The sequence below is a fragment of the Streptomyces sp. NPDC003247 genome (assembly GCF_042888135.1).
Taxonomy (GTDB): Bacteria; Actinomycetota; Actinomycetes; order Streptomycetales; family Streptomycetaceae; genus Streptomyces.
The window spans coordinates 90,421-109,009 of the sequence record NZ_JBIAPF010000001.1 but is presented as its reverse complement, the minus strand read 5'-3'; the positions used below and the strand labels follow the sequence as shown (position 1 = coordinate 109,009).

11 protein-coding genes are annotated in these 18,589 nt (G+C 72.8%); 8 read left to right on the top strand and 3 right to left on the bottom strand.

The genetic code is table 11. From position 1 onward, the window contains the following. Window positions 1-5: 5 nt before the first annotated feature. Window positions 6-1,313, bottom strand: a complete 1,308-nt coding sequence (locus ACFYWQ_RS00430) for an ADP-ribosylglycohydrolase family protein (RefSeq protein ID WP_389512834.1) — start codon at window positions 1,311-1,313, stop codon at window positions 6-8. A 521-nt stretch (window positions 1,314-1,834) separates the two neighbouring features. Next, the gene (locus ACFYWQ_RS00425) at window positions 1,835-2,923 is read right to left on the bottom strand and encodes an ADP-ribosylglycohydrolase family protein (protein WP_389511529.1); all 1,089 of its coding nucleotides are present in this window, start codon (window positions 2,921-2,923) and stop codon (window positions 1,835-1,837) included. Between the two features lie 270 nt (window positions 2,924-3,193). On the opposite strand from ACFYWQ_RS00425, the gene ACFYWQ_RS00420 reads away from it, so the two are divergent. From ACFYWQ_RS00420 to ACFYWQ_RS00405, 4 genes are all read left to right on the top strand, one after another. After that, window positions 3,194-3,925 carry a VIT1/CCC1 transporter family protein gene (locus ACFYWQ_RS00420; protein ID WP_389511528.1) on the top strand — a complete coding sequence of 244 codons (732 nt, stop codon included), beginning with the start codon at window positions 3,194-3,196 and terminating at the stop codon, window positions 3,923-3,925. 379 nt (window positions 3,926-4,304) lie between these two features. Continuing rightward, window positions 4,305-8,906 carry a glutamate synthase large subunit gene (gene gltB / locus ACFYWQ_RS00415; protein WP_389511527.1) on the top strand — a complete coding sequence of 1,534 codons (4,602 nt, stop codon included), beginning with the start codon at window positions 4,305-4,307 and terminating at the stop codon, window positions 8,904-8,906. Beyond that, window positions 8,899-10,362, top strand: a complete 1,464-nt coding sequence (locus ACFYWQ_RS00410) for a glutamate synthase subunit beta (protein ID WP_389511526.1) — start codon at window positions 8,899-8,901, stop codon at window positions 10,360-10,362. Before gltB ends, ACFYWQ_RS00410 begins: the two co-directional genes overlap by 8 nt. A gap of 146 nt (window positions 10,363-10,508) precedes the next feature. Beyond that, complete coding sequence (locus tag ACFYWQ_RS00405; protein ID WP_389511525.1) at window positions 10,509-11,237, top strand: vWA domain-containing protein; 729 nt, start codon at window positions 10,509-10,511, stop codon at window positions 11,235-11,237. A gap of 47 nt (window positions 11,238-11,284) precedes the next feature. Here ACFYWQ_RS00405 and ACFYWQ_RS00400 read toward each other — a convergent pair whose 3' ends face one another. Next, window positions 11,285-12,190 (bottom strand): hypothetical protein, encoded by a 906-nt coding sequence (locus ACFYWQ_RS00400; RefSeq protein ID WP_389511524.1) that lies wholly within the window; start codon window positions 12,188-12,190, stop codon window positions 11,285-11,287. A 310-nt stretch (window positions 12,191-12,500) separates the two neighbouring features. On the opposite strand from ACFYWQ_RS00400, the gene ACFYWQ_RS00395 reads away from it, so the two are divergent. The 4 genes from ACFYWQ_RS00395 to ACFYWQ_RS00380 all read left to right on the top strand — a co-directional run bounded on the left by ACFYWQ_RS00395 (window position 12,501) and on the right by ACFYWQ_RS00380 (window position 18,568). Continuing rightward, window positions 12,501-12,842 (top strand): chorismate mutase, encoded by a 342-nt coding sequence (locus tag ACFYWQ_RS00395; RefSeq protein ID WP_389511523.1) that lies wholly within the window; start codon window positions 12,501-12,503, stop codon window positions 12,840-12,842. 113 nt (window positions 12,843-12,955) lie between these two features. Beyond that, entirely contained in the window at window positions 12,956-15,448 is a 2,493-nt protein-coding gene (gene pepN, locus ACFYWQ_RS00390) for an aminopeptidase N (protein ID WP_389511522.1), read from the top strand. Between the two features lie 337 nt (window positions 15,449-15,785). Next, window positions 15,786-17,150, top strand: a complete 1,365-nt coding sequence (locus ACFYWQ_RS00385) for a pyridoxal phosphate-dependent decarboxylase family protein (RefSeq protein ID WP_389511521.1) — start codon at window positions 15,786-15,788, stop codon at window positions 17,148-17,150. After that, window positions 17,147-18,568 carry a lysine N(6)-hydroxylase/L-ornithine N(5)-oxygenase family protein gene (locus ACFYWQ_RS00380; RefSeq protein WP_389511520.1) on the top strand — a complete coding sequence of 474 codons (1,422 nt, stop codon included), beginning with the start codon at window positions 17,147-17,149 and terminating at the stop codon, window positions 18,566-18,568. Before ACFYWQ_RS00385 ends, ACFYWQ_RS00380 begins: the two co-directional genes overlap by 4 nt. Window positions 18,569-18,589: the final 21 nt, after the last annotated feature.

The following is an 18,589-nucleotide window of genomic DNA, read 5'->3' as shown; positions in this document are numbered from 1 at the left end:
CCGAATCATCCTCCGGGTGGGGCCGGTTGCGCGGCTTCCAGGAGCCCGGCGAGTTCCACCAGGTCGGTGCCGGTGAGGCGGGGCAGGGCACAGCCGGAGAGGGTGCGGCAGGCGTCGCGCCAGGTGGCGGGGATCGCCTCGCCGCCGCCCAGCGCGCCGGTCAGGGCGCCCGCGAGGGCGGGGGCGGAGTCCGCCACCCGGGACAGACACGCCGCCGCCGGTACGGCCTCGGCGATACGGCCGTCCGAGGCCAGGGCGAGGGCGAGGGCCACCGGCACGGTCTCGGCGGCGGCGATGCCGTAGCTGTAGACGTGGTCGACGATCTGGTGTTCCAGCAGGGGGACCAGCGCGAAGGCGCTCTCGGCGGCGTGGGCGAGGGCCACGGCGTGGCGGGCGTTGCGGCCGATCTCCGTCCCTTCGGGGAGCTCGGCGAGCGCCGCCGCCACACAGGTGGGGGCGTCCGCGCCGGCCAGGGCCAGCGAGAGGGCCGCCGCCATCGCCCGCGCGCCGTGCACGCCGTCGCCGTCCTGGGTGTAGCGGGCGTCGAACTCGGCGAGTTCCGCGGCGCGTCCGGGGTCGCCGGGGTGGGCCACGGCGAGCACGCAGGCGCGGACGCAGGCCGCGTCGTCGAAGTAGTGCGGGTTGTCGTGGCCGGTGGCGGGCGGGCGCAGACCGGTGGCGAGGTTGCCGAGACCGGCCCGCACGGAGATGCGGGCGCGCAGGGGGAGGACGGCCGACTCGACCTCGGGCGCGCGGTCGGCCGCCGCGGCGACCTCGCCGGCGATCGCGTTCCAGGTGAGGTCGATGGCGGCGCGGGTACGGCGTTCGCGGCTCAGGTCGCCGAGGACGGTGTCGTCGCCGGCGAGCAGCAGGGCCTCCGCCGCGAAGGCCGCCCACTCCGCGTCGTCGGAGGGGCCGAGGCGGAGGGGTTCGGGGGGCTGGTTGAGGGCGATGGGGACGGGGAGGGTGGTGGTCGCGTTCTGTTCGGCGAAGGTGTCCAGTTCGCGGGTGAGGCGGCGGGTCCAGTCCGGCATACGGGCGGCCCGGTGGCGGGCGGCGGGCCATCCGGCGGCGTCGCCCGCGGCGAGGCCCAGCAGGAGGCCCTCGGTGCGGGATGCCTGCCGGCGGCGGGGGCGGGCGGGGGCGGCCTCGGCTTCGCCGTCGGCCGGACGGTGTCTCCCACCCGCACCGCCCGTGCGGCTCTCGTCGCCGGGTGCGGGTGGCCCCGGTGGGGGCTCCTCGCCGTCGGCGGCCGCGGGTCCGCCCGGCTGCGCCGTGGTGGGCGGGGGCGGCGTGGTCGGCGGTGCCGTGATCGTGATCGTCGGGCCGTCCGGCTTCGCGGTGTCCTTGGGACCGTCCGGCTTCGCCGGTGGGGGAGGGGGTGCCGGGGGCGGATCCGCCGGGACTGTCTGACCTGCCGTGCCGGTCAGGCCCGGCGTGGCGCCGGGGGCCTCCGGGGCCGTGGTGGCCGTCGGGTCTGCCGGGATCCCTGTGGCCGTCGGGTTCGTCGGGTCGGCCGGGACCGTGGTGGCCGTCGGGTCTGCCGGGACCCCAGTGGTCGTCGGGTTCGTCGAGTCGGCCGGGACCCCAGTGGCCGGCCGGTCCGTCGAGTCGGCCGGGACCGCCGGGGTCGTCGGGTCCGTCGGAGCCGTGGTGGTCGTCGGTTCCGTCAGAGCTGTGAGGGTCGTCGGTTCCGTCGGGGCCGTGGTGGTCGTCGGGTCCGTCAGGGCCGTGTCGGTCGTCGGGTCCGTGTCCGTCGTGGGGGGTGGGTCCGTGGTGAGCAGGGCGTCGGTCGTGCCTGCCGTCATGCCCTCCTCCCACGGGCCCGGTGGCCTCATGAGCGCACCTCCGCCGGGTGGCGCGCGGGGGCGGTGGTCCGGGCCGGGGGCTCCCCGGGCGCGCGGCCGCCCGTCCCCCAGCGTCCGGCCTCCACCGGCGTCAGGAGTTCCGCCACGTCCAGGACGTGGTGTCCGGCCATGGAGGGCAGGCAGCTGCCGCGTGCCGGGCCGATGGCGGCCGCCCAGTCGGCCGGGACGGCCGGCTCGCCCCGGGTCGCGCCGGCCAGGGCGCCGGCCACCGCCGCCGTGGTGTCGGCGTCGCGGCCCATGTTCACGGCCGTGAGGACGGCCTGGGTGAAGTCGCCGTCGGCCGACGCGTACGCGCCGAAGGCGAGCGCCACGGCCTCGGGGGCCAGGTCGGTCCACGGGTAGCCGCCGATGACGACCGCCGAGCGGACGGCGCGTTCACCGCGGTGGGCCACGGCGACCGCGCGGCGCAGGGAGCGGGCCGTCCAGGAGTCGTCGGGGACGACGGCGAGCGCGGCGGCCACGACCGCGACCGTCGGTGCGCCCGCCATCGCCGCGGCCACGCCCGCCGCGACGGCCTGGCCGCCGTAGATGCCCTCGCCGTCGTGGCTGACCGAGCCGTCGATCGCGACCAGGCGGGCCGCTTCGGCGGGCCGGCCCGCGGCGAAGACGCCGAAGGGGGCCGCGCGCATGGCGAGGCCGTCGCTCCAGGCGTGCCGGTGCTGGGCGGAGATGGGGGCGGCCAGTCCCCGGCGGAGGTTCTCCAGCGTGCCGCGTTCGCTGAAGCCCGCGCCGCGGAAGGGGCCCTCGTCGCGGTCGGCGATCCACTCGTGCCAGGCCGCTTCCACATGGGCGGGAGTGAGCGCCGAGCCGTGGCGGGCCAGCAGCAGGCCGGAGAAGATCGCGTACTCGGTGTCGTCCGTGCCGGCCGGCTTGTCCTCGACGTACCCGGTGATGCGGCCCCAGCGGGCGCGGATCTCGGACGGTTTCAGGTTCTCGGCCGGCGCTCCGAGGGCGTCTCCGACGGCGAGGCCGAGCAGTGCGCCGCGGGCCCGTTCGCGGAGTTCGGCGGCGTCCCCCGGCGCCGGGATCGTGGGGATGCGGGCGGTCGATGCCATACGGGGCCTTCCCTCGGGGGGTTCCGCACGGGCGCGGAGCCCTTTGCGGATGTGTCCCACCGTCGGCGGTTGACCTGAGCCTGTGAGGCCCCCATGTCACCCGGTCGACATTTGTGCATGCCCTTGATCGGATGAGCGTTTCCCGGCAAAACCGCAGGTTAGCGCAGCCTTTCCTTCCTGGCGGCAGGGGAATGGCAAGCGTACTCTGGGCGTTGTAAAAAAGTGGATTCAGTCCAAACTTAGCCTTACCTTAGCTTCTGGGGGACGAGTATGGCCGTCATCGACACCGAGGCCGCGCTGCACGTGGCGCACCGCGACAACCACACGCACCGGGACGTGAACGGCGGCTGGCTGCGTCCCGCCGTCTTCGGCGCCATGGACGGGCTGGTCTCCAACCTCGCCCTGATGACCGGTGTCGCGGGCGGGTCGGCCGGTCAGCAGACCATCGTGCTGAGCGGGCTCGCCGGTCTCGCCGCCGGGGCCTTCTCCATGGCCGCCGGCGAGTACACCTCCGTCGCCTCCCAGCGTGAGCTGGTCGAGGCCGAGCTCGACGTCGAGCGGCGCGAGCTGAGGAAGCACCCCAAGGACGAGGAGGCCGAGCTGGCCGCGCTCTACGAGGCGCGGGGCGTCGAGCCGCACCTCGCCCGGCAGGTCGCCCACCAGCTGTCGCGCGATCCCGAGCAGGCACTGGAGATCCACGCCCGCGAGGAGCTGGGCATCGACCCCGGCGACCTGCCCTCGCCGCTGGTCGCCGCCGTGTCCAGCTTCGGCTCCTTCGCGCTGGGCGCCCTGCTGCCCGTCCTGCCGTACCTGCTGGGGGCCACGGCCCTGTGGCCCGCCGTGCTGCTCGCGCTGCTGGGGCTCTTCCTGTGCGGTGCCGTGGTGGCCAGGGTGACCGCGCGGACCTGGTGGTACAGCGGACTGCGGCAGCTCGTCCTGGGAGGCGCGGCGGCCGGTGTGACGTACGCCCTGGGCAGCTGGTTCGGAACGGCCGTAGGATAGGCGGACCGGTACTTATGCGATGGGCCGCATAAATACCCGTTACTCCCGGGTTTCGGCCGCTTGACCACCGGGCATGAGCCGTAAGCGCTGTGGGCAATGACGCCTGTGGCGCACTCGCGGGGTGAACGACCATGCTCACTCCGCCTCCCCGGGCCGACGGACACCGATCTGACCGATCTCGTCCGGTTCGGACCCCCCATTTCAAGCCGCCTCGCGCGGCACCCGTCGCGACCCCGCGGCGTCCGCATGATGGGACGGAATATCCGGTTCCCGAGAACCGTTCCATCATGTAACCTGCACGAAATTTTGCAGCCACGCAGAGGGCCAACGTCGTCCCTCGGCACTATGCATATGCCACTTGACGACGACGGGAGAGCCGATGCGTACGCCGCGCCAGCCGTCCCAGCACTCCACGAATGGCCAGAACTGGTCCTTCATGGATGCTCGCCCTGCTGCGCAGGGTATGTACGACCCCCGCAACGAGCACGACGCGTGCGGCGTGGGCTTCGTGGCCACCCTCACCGGCGAGGCGAGCCACACGCTGGTGGAGCAGGCGCTCACGGTACTGCGCAACCTCGAGCACCGCGGCGCCACCGGCTCCGAGCCGGACTCCGGCGACGGCGCGGGCATCCTCACCCAGGTCCCCGACGCCTTCTTCCGCGAGGTGGCCGGATTCGAGCTGCCCGAGGCCGGTTCCTACGCCGTCGGCATCGCCTTCCTCCCCGAGGACGGCACGGCCGAAGCCGTCTCGCAGATCGAGACGATCGCCGCCGAAGAGGGCCTGACCGTCCTCGGCTGGCGCGAGGTCCCGGTCGCCCCCGAACTCCTCGGCGCCACCGCCCGCTCGACGATGCCCGCCTTCCGCGAGATCTTCGTGACCGACGGCGAGAACAAGGACATCGCCCTCGACCGCAAGGCGTTCGTGCTGCGCAAGCGCGCCGAGCGCGAGGCCGGCGTCTACTTCCCGTCGCTGTCCGCGCGGACCATCGTCTACAAGGGCATGCTGACCACCGGCCAGCTGGAGCCGTTCTTCCCCGACCTGTCCGACCGCCGCTTCGCCTCGGCCGTCGCCCTGGTCCACTCGCGCTTCTCCACGAACACCTTCCCGTCGTGGCCGCTCGCGCACCCGTACCGCTTCGTCGCGCACAACGGTGAGATCAACACCGTCAAGGGCAACCGCAACTGGATGCGCGCCCGCGAGTCCCAGCTCGTCTCCGAGCTGTTCGCCTCGGACGAGAAGACCATCGAGCGCATCTTCCCGGTGTGTACGCCGGACGCCTCCGACTCGGCGTCCTTCGACGAGGTGCTCGAGCTGCTCCACCTCGGTGGCCGCTCGCTGCCGCACTCCGTGCTGATGATGATCCCGGAGGCGTGGGAGAACCACGACTCCATGGACCCGGCCCGGCGCGCCTTCTACCAGTTCCACTCCACGATGATGGAGCCCTGGGACGGCCCCGCCTGCGTCACCTTCACCGACGGCACCCAGGTCGGCGCCGTCCTCGACCGCAACGGTCTGCGCCCCGGCCGCTACTGGGTCACCGACGACGGCCTCGTCGTCCTCGGCTCCGAGGTCGGCGTCCTCGACATCGACCCCGCCAAGGTCGTCCGCAAGGGCCGCCTCCAGCCCGGCAAGATGTTCCTCGTCGACACCGCCGAGCACCGCATCATCGAGGACGACGAGATCAAGGCGCAGCTCGCCGCCGAGGCGCCCTACGCCGAGTGGCTCGAGGCCGGCGAGATCGAGCTGGGCGACCTGCCCGAGCGCGAGCACATCGTCCACACCCACGCCTCGGTCACCCGCCGCCAGCAGACCTTCGGCTACACCGAGGAAGAGCTCCGCGTCCTCCTCGCGCCGATGGCCAAGGCCGCCGCCGAGCCGATCGGCTCGATGGGCACCGACTCGCCGATCGCCGCGCTCTCCGCGCGCCCGCGGCTGCTCTTCGACTACTTCACCCAGCTGTTCGCGCAGGTCACCAACCCGCCGCTGGACGCCATCCGCGAGGAACTGGTCACCTCCCTGCGCTCCTCGCTGGGCCCGCAGGGCAACCTGCTGGAGCCGAGCGCGGCCTCCTGCCGCTCCGTCGTGCTGCCCTTCCCGGTCATCGACAACGACGAGCTGGCCAAGCTCATCCACATCAACGCCGACGGCGACATGCCCGGCTTCAAGGCCGCCACCCTCTCCGGCCTGTACCGCGTGCACGGCGGCGGCGACGCCCTCGCCGCCCGCATCGAGGAGATCTGCGCCGAGGCCGACGCCGCCATCGACAACGGCGCCCGCCTGATCGTCCTGTCGGACCGCCACTCCGACGCCGAGCACGCGCCGATCCCGTCGCTGCTGCTCACCGCGGCCGTCCACCACCACCTCATCCGCACCAAGCAGCGCACCCAGGTGGGCCTGCTGGTCGAGGCCGGCGACGTCCGCGAAGTCCACCACGTCGCCCTGCTCATCGGCTTCGGCGCCGCCGCCGTCAACCCGTACCTGGCGATGGAGTCCGTCGAGGACCTGCTGCGCGCCGGCACCTTCCTCAACGGCCTGGAGCCCGAGAAGGCGATCCGCAACCTGATCTACGCCCTCGGCAAGGGCGTCCTGAAGGTCATGTCCAAGATGGGCATCTCGACCGTCGCCTCCTACCGCGGCGCCCAGGTCTTCGAGGCCGTCGGCCTCGACGACGCCTTCGTCGAGAAGTACTTCAACGGCACCGCCACCAAGATCGGCGGCGTCGGCATCGACGTCATCGCCCAGGAGGTCGCCGCCCGCCACGCCAAGGCGTACCCGGCGTCCGGCATCGCGCCGGCCCACCGCGCCCTGGAGATCGGCGGCGAGTACCAGTGGCGCCGCGAGGGCGAGCCGCACCTGTTCGACCCCGAGACGGTCTTCCGCCTCCAGCACTCCACGCGCACCGGCCGCTACGACATCTTCAAGAAGTACACCGACCGGGTGAACGAGCAGTCCGAGCGCCTGATGACGCTGCGCGGCCTGTTCGGCTTCAAGGCCGGGGACCGGCAGCCGATCTCCGTCGACGAGGTCGAGCCGGTCAGCGAGATCGTCAAGCGCTTCTCCACCGGCGCCATGTCGTACGGCTCCATCTCCAAGGAGGCGCACGAGACCCTCGCCATCGCCATGAACCAGCTGGGCGGCAAGTCCAACACCGGTGAGGGCGGCGAGGACCCGGAGCGCCTGTACGACCCGGCGCGCCGCTCCAGCATCAAGCAGGTCGCCTCCGGCCGCTTCGGCGTCACCTCCGAGTACCTGGTCAACGCGGACGACATCCAGATCAAGATGGCCCAGGGCGCCAAGCCCGGCGAGGGCGGCCAGCTGCCCGGCCACAAGGTCTACCCGTGGGTCGCCAAGACCCGGCACTCGACCCCGGGCGTCGGTCTCATCTCCCCGCCGCCGCACCACGACATCTACTCCATCGAGGACCTCGCCCAGCTGATCCACGACCTGAAGAACGCCAACCCCAAGGCGCGCATTCACGTCAAGCTGGTCTCCGAGGTCGGCGTCGGCACGGTCGCCGCCGGTGTGTCCAAGGCCCACGCGGACGTCGTGCTCATCTCCGGCCACGACGGCGGCACCGGCGCCTCGCCTCTGACGAGCCTCAAGCACGCGGGCGGCCCCTGGGAGCTCGGCCTCGCCGAGACCCAGCAGACCCTGCTGCTCAACGGCCTGCGCGACCGCATCGTCGTCCAGACCGACGGCCAGCTGAAGACCGGCCGCGACGTCGTCATCGCCGCGCTGCTCGGCGCCGAGGAGTTCGGTTTCGCGACCGCCCCCCTCGTCGTCTCCGGCTGCGTCATGATGCGCGTCTGCCACCTCGACACCTGCCCGGTCGGCATCGCCACCCAGAACCCGACGCTGCGCGACCGGTTCTCCGGCAAGGCCGAGTACGTGGTGAACTTCTTCGAGTTCATCGCGCAGGAGGTCCGCGAGCTCCTCGCCGAGCTGGGCTTCCGCTCGATCGAGGAGGCCGTCGGCCACGCCGAGTACCTCGACGTCGAGCGCGCCGTCGACCACTGGAAGGCCCAGGGCCTCAACCTGGAGCCGCTGTTCCACGTCCCGGCACTGCCCGAGGGCGCGGTGCGCCACCAGATCGTCGAGCAGGACCACGGCTTGGAGAAGGCGCTCGACAACGAGCTGATCAAGCTCGCCGCCGACGCGCTGGCCGCCGACTTGGCGACCGACGCCCAGCCGGTGCGCGCCCAGGTCTCCATCCGCAACATCAACCGCACGGTCGGCACCATGCTCGGCCACGAGGTGACGAAGAAGTTCGGTGGCGCGGGCCTGCCCGAGGACACCATCGACATCACCTTCACCGGCTCGGCGGGCCAGTCCTTCGGCGCCTTCCTCCCGCGCGGTGTCACGCTGCGCCTGGAGGGCGACGCCAACGACTACGTCGGCAAGGGCCTCTCCGGCGGCCGGGTGATCGTCCGTCCCGACCGGGGCGCCGACCACCTCGCCGAGTACTCCACGATCGCGGGCAACACCATCGCCTACGGCGCGACCGGCGGCGAGCTGTTCCTGCGCGGCCGCACCGGCGAGCGGTTCTGCGTCCGCAACTCCGGCGCGACCGTCGTCTCCGAGGGCGTGGGCGACCACGGCTGCGAGTACATGACCGGCGGTCACGCGGTGGTCCTCGGCGAGACGGGCCGCAACTTCGCGGCCGGCATGTCCGGCGGCGTCGCCTACGTGATCGACCTCAACCGCGACAACGTCAACGCCGGCAACCTCGACGCGGTCGAGGCCCTCGACGACACGGACAAGCAGTGGCTGCACGACGTGGTGCGCCGCCACGCCGAGGAGACCGGTTCGACGGTCGCGGAGAAGCTCCTCGTGGACTGGGACGCGTCCGCGGAGCGCTTCAGCAAGATCATCCCCAGCACGTACAAGGCAGTGCTCGCCGCCAAGGACGCCGCCGAGCGAGCCGGTCTCTCCGAGACCGAGATCACCGAGAAGATGATGGAGGCGGCGACCAATGGCTGATCCCAAGGGCTTTCTCAACCACGGCCGCGAGGTCGCCAGGTCCCGTCCGGTCGACGTGCGGCTGAAGGACTGGAACGAGGTCTACGTCCCCGGCTCGCTGCTGCCGATCATCAGCAAGCAGGCCAGCCGGTGCATGGACTGCGGCATCCCCTTCTGCCACAACGGCTGTCCGCTGGGGAACCTGATCCCCGAGTGGAACGACTACGCCTACCGCGAGGACTGGGGCGCCGCCTCCGAGCGCCTGCACGCCACCAACAACTTCCCGGAGTTCACCGGGCGGCTGTGCCCGGCGCCCTGCGAGTCGGCGTGCGTGCTCGGCATCAACCAGCCGCCGGTCACCATCAAGAACGTCGAGGTCTCGATCATCGACAAGGCGTGGGAGACCGGGGACGTCGCCCCGCAGATCCCCGAGCGCCTGTCCGGCAAGACCGTCGCGGTCATCGGCTCGGGCCCGGCGGGACTCGCCGCCGCCCAGCAGCTGACCCGGGCCGGCCACACCGTCGCCGTCTACGAGCGCGCGGACCGCGTCGGAGGCCTCCTCCGCTACGGCATCCCCGAGTTCAAGATGGAGAAGCGGCACATCAACCGCCGCATCGAGCAGATGCGCGCGGAGGGTACCCGCTTCCGCACCGGCGTCGAGATCGGCCGCGACCTCAAGGCGACCGACCTGAAGAAGCGCTACGACGCCGTCGTCATCGCCGCCGGCGCCACCACCGCCCGCGACCTGCCGGTCCCCGGCCGCGAGCTCAAGGGCGTCTACCAGGCCATGGAGTACCTGCCGCTCGCCAACAAGGTCCAGGAGGGCGACTTCGTGGCGCCCCCGATCTCGGCCGAGGGCAAGCACGTCGTGGTCATCGGCGGCGGCGACACCGGCGCGGACTGCGTGGGCACCGCCCACCGCCAGGGCGCGGCCTCCGTCACCCAGCTGGAGATCATGCCCCGCCCGAACGACGAGCGGAACGCGGCCTCCCAGCCGTGGCCGACCTTCCCCATGCTGTACAAGGTCACCTCGGCCCACGAGGAGGGCGGCGAGCGGGTCTACTCCGTCTCCACCACCCACTTCGAGGGCGACGAGGACGGCAACGTCCAGTGGCTGCACCTCACCGAGGTGGAGTTCGTCGACGGCAAGCTGACCCAGAAGCCGGGCACGGAGCGCAAGATCCCCGCCCAGCTGGTCACCCTCGCCATGGGCTTCACCGGCACCGACCGGGAGAACGGCCTGGTCGAGCAGTTCGGCCTGGACCTCGACGAGCGCGGCAACATCGCCCGCGACGCCGACTTCCAGACCAACGTGCCGGGCGTCTTCGTCGCCGGTGACGCCGGCCGCGGCCAGTCGCTCATCGTGTGGGCGATCGCGGAGGGCCGCTCGGCCGCCCGCGGCTGCGACCGCTTCCTGACCGGCGCCAGCGAACTGCCGGCCCCGATCCGCCCGACGGACCGCGCCCTGATGGTCTGACGGCCCCCGGCGGCCGCCCCACCCGGCGGCCGCCCCCCTCACGTCCCGTACAACGGCGTACGGAACACAGACGGCGCCTGCCCACAGTCCCCGACCGGACGACTGGGCGGGCGCCGTCGCACGTCCGGGTGTGGGAAGGTGACGCCATGGTCGCGATCAGTCTCAGCAAGGTCCAGGAGACGGCGCCCGCGCTGGTCAGCCTGTACAAGAGCGCCGGGGTGTCCCTCACGAAGCACGGCCTGGACGGGCTGCGTGCCGCCGTCTACCTGGTCGTCGACCACTCGGGGTCGATGAAGCCGTACTACCGGGACGGCAGCGTGCAGGCGCTCGCCGACCGGGTGCTGGGGCTGTCGGTGCACCTCGACGACGACGGGCGGGTGCCCGTGGTGTTCTTCTCCACCGACGTGGACGCCGTCACCGACATCGCGCTCGCCGACCACCGGGGGAGCATCGAGCGGATCGTCGCCGGGCTCGGGCACATGGGCAAGACCAGCTACCACCTGGCGATGGACGCCGTCATCGACCACTACCTCGACAGCGGCTCCCGGGAACCCGCCCTGGTCGTCTTCCAGACCGACGGCGGTCCGATCAACAAGCTCGCCGCCGAACGCTACCTGTGCAAGGCGGCCGAACTGCCGCTGTTCTGGCAGTTCATCGGCTTCGGCGACCCGGACAGCCGGCAGTTCGACTTCCTGCGCAAGCTCGACGAGCTGGCCGTACCGGCCCGCAGGGCCGTCGACAACGCCGGTTTCTTCCACGCCGGTTCCGACCCGGGCCAGGTCTCCGACGCGGACCTCTACGACCGGCTGGTGGGGGAGTTCCCGAAGTGGCTGGTGGCCGCACGCGGCCTGGGCATCGTCCGGCTGGGCCGCTGAGCCGGGCACGCCGGGTCCCACGAGGGCCGGCGGTCGCTCCGGCCCGCCTACGTGTCGCACTCCAGCACCGTCCGGCACAGCCCGCACCGCGCCCGCACCCGCCCGCGCACCGGCACCCTGATCCGCTGGTGGCAGGTCGGGCACGCGAACGTCACCCGCAGCGGCCCCGGCCCGTCCGGCCCGAACGCGTACGGGGCGTCCCCGACCGGCCGGGCGTCCCCGACGGGCCGGCCGTCCTGCGCATGACGCCGGTCCCGGGCGTAACGCCGCCGGCCGGCCCATCCCGCCGCCGTCAGCGGCGGCTGCCGCTCGTCGAGCCGGGCCCGCTCCCGCCCCCGCGCGTACGCCGTGTACGCCTGCGGACTGGTGAACCACACCGACGGGTCCTCACCGAACAGCACCGCCCGCTTGGCCAGCACGTACCCGAACTCCTCCGGGGTCAGATAGCCCAGCTTCTGCGAGGAGTCCGCATCCTCCCGGTAGGCGTCGAGCAGCAGCCACCCCGCACCCAGATAGGTCGTGGCCGTGTCCGTCAGGATCTCGTTGTCGCGCGTCCCCGGGAACGACAGACCCAGCCGGTGCAGGAACACATGCGTGATCTCGTGCGCCAACGCGGCACCGATGTCCCGCCGGTGCCCGCGGAACCGGTCGTTGAGCTCCACGAAGTACTCCGGCCCCGCCGCCAGTTCGACGTTCGCCGCGAACTCCATCTCCCGGAAGCCGACGACCATCCGGGCGTCCGGCAACCGGAAGTGCCGCACCAGCTCGCGCGCCACCCGCTGCGCCCCCAGATGGAGGTCGTCGGTGTCGCAGAACGCCACATCGGCCGGCGCCACACTCGTATCGAACAGATGGACGGTGTCGTAGGACAGCCGCTTGTACAGCGCCGTGATGGCGTCCCGCACCGTCTCCAGATGCGGATACCCGTGCTCGACCGTTCCGCCGTTGCCCACGTCCGCACCCCCAAGACGCCGTGAACCCGTTCTCCACTGTACGAGGGCCGGGCGGAAGCGGGGACGGCCCCGGCACCGCCCCGCACCCGCCGCAGACCCCCGCCCGGCCCGTCCCGCCCCTGGGCGCCGTCGCCGCGCCCCTGTCCGTCCCCTTCCCGGCCCCCGTCCCAGAGCCCCTCCGCCCGCCGCTTCCCCCACCCTCCGTCCCAGAGGCCCTCCGCCCGCCGCTTCCCCCCGCCCCCGCCGTCACCTGCCCGAACGGCCCGGGCGGCGGCAGAGCGCACCCGGCGACGCACTAGGGTGAACGCCCATGACCACCAGCCACACCGGAACCGGCGCCGTCGACCCCGCGGTCCTCGAAGAGCTCGCCCGCCTGCGCGACAGCATCGACAACATCGACGCCGCCGTCGTCCACATGCTCGCCGAACGCTTCAAGGCCACCCAGCAGGTCGGCCACCTCAAGGCCCGCCACCAGCTCCCCCCGGCCGACCCGGCCCGCGAGGCCCGTCAGATCGCCCGCCTGCGCACCCTCGCCGAGAACGCCAAACTGGACCCGGCCTTCGCCGAGAAGTTCCTGAACTTCATCATCGCCGAGGTGATCCGCCACCACGAGCGCATCGCCGAGGACGCCGTCCACGGAACCACCTCCTGACCCCGCACCCCTCAGCCCCCCCCGGCGCCCCCGCCCCGGCGCCCCCCGGCGCGGCGCGGAACAAAAGGCGCGTACCGATCCGCCCCTGTGCCCCGCCTGCGCCATCAGGCAGCATGTCCTGCATGTCCGTACTGACGCGCGACGAAGCGCAGACCCGTGCCGAGCTCCTCGACGTCCACCGCTACACGATCACCCTCGATCTGACCGCCGGGGACGAGACCTTCGACTCCCACACCGAGATCAGGTTCACCGCCCGCACGGGCGCGGACACCTTCGTAGAGCTCAAGCCGGCCGAGCTGCGCTCCGTCACCCTCGACGGCGAACCCCTCGACCCGGGTCTCCTCGACGGCAACCGGCTCCCGCTGAAGAACCTCACCGCCGGCGAGCACGAACTGCGTGTCGACGCGAGCATGCGCTACTCCCGCACCGGCGAGGGAATGCACCGCTTCACCGACCCCGCCGACGGCGAGACCTACCTCTACACGCAGCTGTTCATGGACGACGTCCAGCGCGTCTTCGCCGCGTTCGACCAGCCCGACCTCAAGGCCGTCTTCGAGCTGACCGTGACCGCGCCCGAAGACTGGACCGTCCTCGCCAACGGCATCACCGAACACCTCGGCGCCGGCCGCTGGCAGGCCGCACCCACCCCCCTGATCTCCACCTACCTCGTCGCCGTCGCCGCCGGCCCCTGGCACTCCGTCCGCACCGAACACCGCGGCCTGCCCTTCGGCATCCACTGCCGCCGCTCACTCGCCCCCCACCTGGACGCCGACGCCGACGAGATCCTCGACGTCACCCGGCAGTGCTACGACCGCTACCACGAGAAGTTCGAGGAGCCCTACCCCTTCGACTCCTACGACCAGGCGTTCGTCCCCGAGTTCAACGCCGGCGCCATGGAGAACCCCGGCCTCGTCACCTTCCGCGACGACTTCGTCTACCGCTCCGCCGTCACCGACACCGAACGCCAGACCCGCGCCATGGTCATCGCCCACGAGATGGCCCACATGTGGTTCGGCGACCTCGTCACCCTCAAGTGGTGGGACGACATCTGGCTCAACGAGTCCTTCGCCGAGTACATGGGCTACCAGACCACCGCCGAAGCCACCCGCTTCACCGACACCTGGACCGAGTTCGGCGTCGTCCGCAAGGCCTGGGGGTACGACGCCGACCAGCGCCCCTCCACCCACCCCGTCGCCCCCGAACACGTCGAGGACACCGCCTCCGCCCTCCTCAACTTCGACGGCATCTCCTACGCCAAGGGCGCCTCCGCCCTCAGGCAGCTGGTGACCTGGCTCGGCGAGAAGGACTTCCTGGCCGGCATCAACGCCCACTTCGCCCGCCACCGGTTCGGCAACGCCACCCTCGCCGACTTCATCGACTCCCTCGCCGGAGCCACCGAACGCGACGTCCACGCCTGGGCCGACGCCTGGCTGCGGACCACGGGAGTCGACACGCTCACCGCGTCCGTCGACGCCCGCCCCGGTGAATGGACGCTCGCCCTCCACCGCGACGGAGGCCGCCCCCACCGCGCCACCGTCGGCGTGTACGACCGCGACCTCAACGACGGCCGCACCCTGGTCCTGCGCGAGCGCTACGAGACGGACGTCCCCCAGGGCACCCCCGAAGCCCGCCCCGGCATCCGCCCCGCCCTCGTCGTCCCCAACGACCTGGACGTCACCTACGCCAAGATCCGCCTGGACGACACCTCCCTGGAGAGCGCACTGCGCGGGATCTCCGAGATCCCGGACGCGATCACCCGCGCCGTCGTGTGGAACACCCTGCGCGACATGGTCCGCGACGGCGACCTCGCCCCCGACGACTACCTGACCACCGTCGGCGCCCACCTCCCCCAGGAGACCGACCTCGCCCTCGCCCAGGGCGTCCTCGCCTTCGCCGGCACCCAGATCGCCGACCGCTACCTCGCCCCCGAGCGGCGGCCCGCCGCCCTGGCCACCCTCACCTCCGTGTGCCGCGACCTCATCCGCCGCACCGAGGACGGCGACCACCCCGGCCTGCGCCTGATCGCCGTACGCCACCGCATCGCCACCGCCGCCCACCCCGACACCATCGCCGCCTGGCTCGCCGACGGCACCGTCCCCGGCGGCCCCGAACTCGACCCCGAACTGCGCTGGCGCGTCCTCACCCGCCTCGCCGTCCTCGGCGCCACCGACGAGGCCGCCATCGCCGCCGAACTCGACCGCGACCCCTCCGCCACCGGCCGGGAAGGCGCCGCCCGCTGCCGCGCCGCCCTCCCCGACCCGGAGGCCAAGCGCACCGCCTGGGCCGCCATGTTCAAGACCGACGGCCTCTCCAACTACCTCTTCACCGCCACCGCCCAGGGCTTCTGGCAACCCGAACAGGCCGACCTGGTCGCTGAGTACGTACCCCGCTTCTACCAGGACGCGCCCGCCGTAGCCGCCCGCAGGGGCCCCGCCATCGCCGACGCCGTCGGCCGCTGGGCCTTCCCCGTCCACACCGTCGACGCCGCACACCTCACCCTGGGCGAGACCTGCCTGAACGACGCCGACCTGACCCCGACACTGCGCCGCAAGCTCATCGACCAACTCGACGACCTGCGACGAGCGTTGCACGTCCGCCAGGCGTAGCGCCCCGGACCGGCGACGGACGCCGGGCCTGCCGATGGATGCCGGACCGGGCGACGCCGGGCGGGCCGTACCCGCCCGCCCGGCGTCCCCCCCACCACACCGCGCACCCGGCGGCACCACCTACCACCGCACGTCCAGCCGACGGCCTCGTCACGACCCCGGCGCCACCCCGCCCGCACCCCAGCGCGTGCACCCCCCACGCCAGCCCCGGCACCACCCGGCACCACCCGCACCACCACCCCCCACGCTCCCACTTTCGGGTCCAATTCCCGCAGCCCACACCGCGTTTCACCGTGCCCGGCGACACACTGGGACTCCCCGCCCCCGGAGGAGCCCCATGAGCCTTCCGCCCCTCGCCTCGGGCCCCCAAGGCCCCACCGGCGACCTGCGGCCCCTGCTCGACACGGTCCTCGACGCCCTGCGCACCGGCACCCGAGCCCGCGGCGGCCCCCTGCCCGCCGGCGGCCCCACCGCGGTCGCCGCACGCATCGACCACGCCCTCGGCGACGTCCTGCCCGCCGAAGGCGACCCCCACGCCCTGCGTGACCTCGTCCACGCCCTCGCCGAAGGCGCCGCCGACCCCGCCCACCCGCTGTGCGCGGCCCACCTGCACTGCCCGCCCCTCGCCGTCGCCACCGCCGCCGACCTCGCCGCCTCCGCCCTCAACCCCTCCCTCGACTCCTGGGACCAAGCCCCCGCCGCCTCCGCACTCGAAGCCCGGGTCACCCGCGCCCTCGCCCGGGAAGCCGGCCTCACCGACGCCCTCGTCACCACCGGCGGCACCGAATCCAACCAGCTCGCCCTCCTCCTCGCCCGCGAACGCCACGGCCCCCGCCTCCGCCTCGTCCACGGCGCCAACGCCCACCACTCCCTGCCCCGCGCCGCCTGGCTCCTCGGCCTCCCCGACCCCCTCGCCCTCCCCACCCCCACCGGCACCCTCGACCCCACCGCCCTCCACCACGCCCTCACCGACCTCACCGGCCCCGTCCTCGTCGCCGCCACCGCCGGCACCACCGACGCCGGCCTCATCGACCCCCTCCCCGACATCGCCGGCCTCGCCGGCACCCACCGCGCCCGCCTCCACATCGACGCCGCCTACGGCGGACCCCTCCTCTTCAGCGACCGCCACCGCCACCGCCTCACCGGCCTCGACACCGCCCACACCGTCACCCTCGACCTGCACAAACTCGGCTGGCAACCCGCCGCCGCCGGCCTCCTCGCCGTCCGCGACCCCACCGACCTCACCGCCCTCCACCACGCCACCGACTACCTCAACGCCGACGACGACACCCACGCGGGCCTCCCCGACCTCCTCGCCCGCTCCCCCCGCACCACCCGCCGGCCCGACATCCTCAAGATCGCCGTCACCCTCAAAACCCTCGGCCGCACCGGCCTCGCCGCCCTCGTCGACCAGGTCTGCGCCCACGCCCAGACCCTCGCCGACCTCATCCACGACCACCCCGCCCTCGACCTCTACGACCGCCCCACCCTCACCACCGTCCTCTTCCGGCCCACCGGCGCCACCGACGACACCGTCGCCGCGCTCCGCCGACGGCTCCTCACCGCAGGCCACGCCGTCCTCGGCCGCGCCCACCTCGACGGCCGCCTCTGGCTCAAGACCACCCTCCTCAACCCCCACACCCACCCCCGCGACCTCACCACCCTCCTCACCCTCGCGAGCGAAGGACCCACCCCCGCGTGAACACCGTCCCCCACCACCCCACCGACACCCCCCGCGACCTCGTCGGCATCGGCATCGGCCCCTGCAACCTCTCCCTCGCCGCCCTCGCCCACCCCCTCACCACACTCGACACCGTCTTCTACGACCAACGCCCCGCCTTCACCTGGCACCCCGGCCTCCTCATCGACGGCGCCCGCACCCAGGTCCCCTTCCTCGCCGACCTCGTCACCCTCGCCGACCCCACCAGCCCCTGGACCTTCCTCAACTACCTCAGAGCCCACCACCGCCTCTACCCCTTCTACTTCGCCGAGCGCTTCCACACCCCCCGCGCCGAATACGACGCCTACTGCCGCTGGGTCGCCGACCACCTCCCCGCACTCCGCTTCCACCACCGGGTCGACGCCGTCCACTGGAACCCCGACCGCGACCTCTTCGAAATCGACCACACCCACCTCGCCCCCGACGGAGAAGCCCGAGCCCACGGCCGCACCCACACCAAGAACGTCGTCCTCGGCATCGGCACCGAACCCCACGTCCCCGACCCCCTGCGCCCCCTCACCGACGACCCCCACGTCCCCGTCCTCCACGCCTCCGACTACCTCCGCCACCGCACCACCCTCCTCGCCGCCGACCACGTCACCGTCGTCGGCTCAGGACAGTCCGGCGCCGAGATCTTCCTCGACCTCCTCCGCCACCGCCCCACCGGCCGCGAACGACTCCACTGGATCGGCCGCACCGCCGCGTTCGCCCCCATGGAGTACTCCAGACTCGGCCTCGAACACTTCACCCCCGACTACACCCGCTACTTCCACGCCCTCCCCGAAACCGTCCGCGACCGCCTCGTCGACAGCCAATGGCAACTCCACAAGGGCATCGACGCCACCACCCTCGCCGCCATCCACGACGAGCTCTACCGGCGCACCCTCCACGGCGCCTGGCCCGACACCGTCCTCACCCCCGGAGTCCGCGTCCGCACCGCCGGCCGCATCGCCACCACCAAGATCGAACTCCACCTCGAACACATCCACCAGAACACCCGCAGCCGCCTCACCACCGACGCCGTCGTCCTCGCCACCGGCCACCGCGAACGCTCCCTCGACCGCCTCCTCGCCGGCCTCGACCCCTACCTCCGCCGCGACAACAGCGAACGCCCCCGCATCGACGAACACTTCCGCCTCGTCCTCGACCCCGCCATCGCCGCCACCGGCAGCACCCTCCACGTCCAGAACGCCGAACGCCACACCCACGGCGTCGGCGCCCCCGACCTCGGCCTCGCCGCCTGGCGCAGCGCCACCATCCTCAACACCCTCACCGGCAAGGAGCTCTACCCCCTGCCCCCACGCACCGCCTTCACCACCTTCGGCCTCGCACCACGACAGCCCCAGATCCCGCCCGCACGCCGGCCGGAAACCCTGACCCCCCTACGGGACGGGACCTGAGACCACCACCTCACCCCGACA

Bases quoted from the DNA above. Each gene is read 5' to 3' on its own strand.
- ACFYWQ_RS00385 (WP_389511521.1), top strand. From the start codon at position 15,786: ATGAGCCTTCCGCCCCTCGCCTCGGGCCCCCAAGGCCCCACCGGCGAC.
- ACFYWQ_RS00420 (WP_389511528.1), top strand. From the start codon at position 3,194: ATGGCCGTCATCGACACCGAGGCCGCGCTGCACGTGGCGCACCGCGAC.
- ACFYWQ_RS00410 (WP_389511526.1), top strand. From the start codon at position 8,899: ATGGCTGATCCCAAGGGCTTTCTCAACCACGGCCGCGAGGTCGCCAGG.
- pepN (WP_389511522.1), top strand. From the start codon at position 12,956: ATGTCCTGCATGTCCGTACTGACGCGCGACGAAGCGCAGACCCGTGCC.
- ACFYWQ_RS00405 (WP_389511525.1), top strand. From the start codon at position 10,509: ATGGTCGCGATCAGTCTCAGCAAGGTCCAGGAGACGGCGCCCGCGCTG.
- ACFYWQ_RS00395 (WP_389511523.1), top strand. From the start codon at position 12,501: ATGACCACCAGCCACACCGGAACCGGCGCCGTCGACCCCGCGGTCCTC.
- gltB (WP_389511527.1), top strand. From the start codon at position 4,305: ATGCGTACGCCGCGCCAGCCGTCCCAGCACTCCACGAATGGCCAGAAC.
- ACFYWQ_RS00425 (WP_389511529.1), bottom strand. From the start codon at position 2,923: ATGGCATCGACCGCCCGCATCCCCACGATCCCGGCGCCGGGGGACGCC.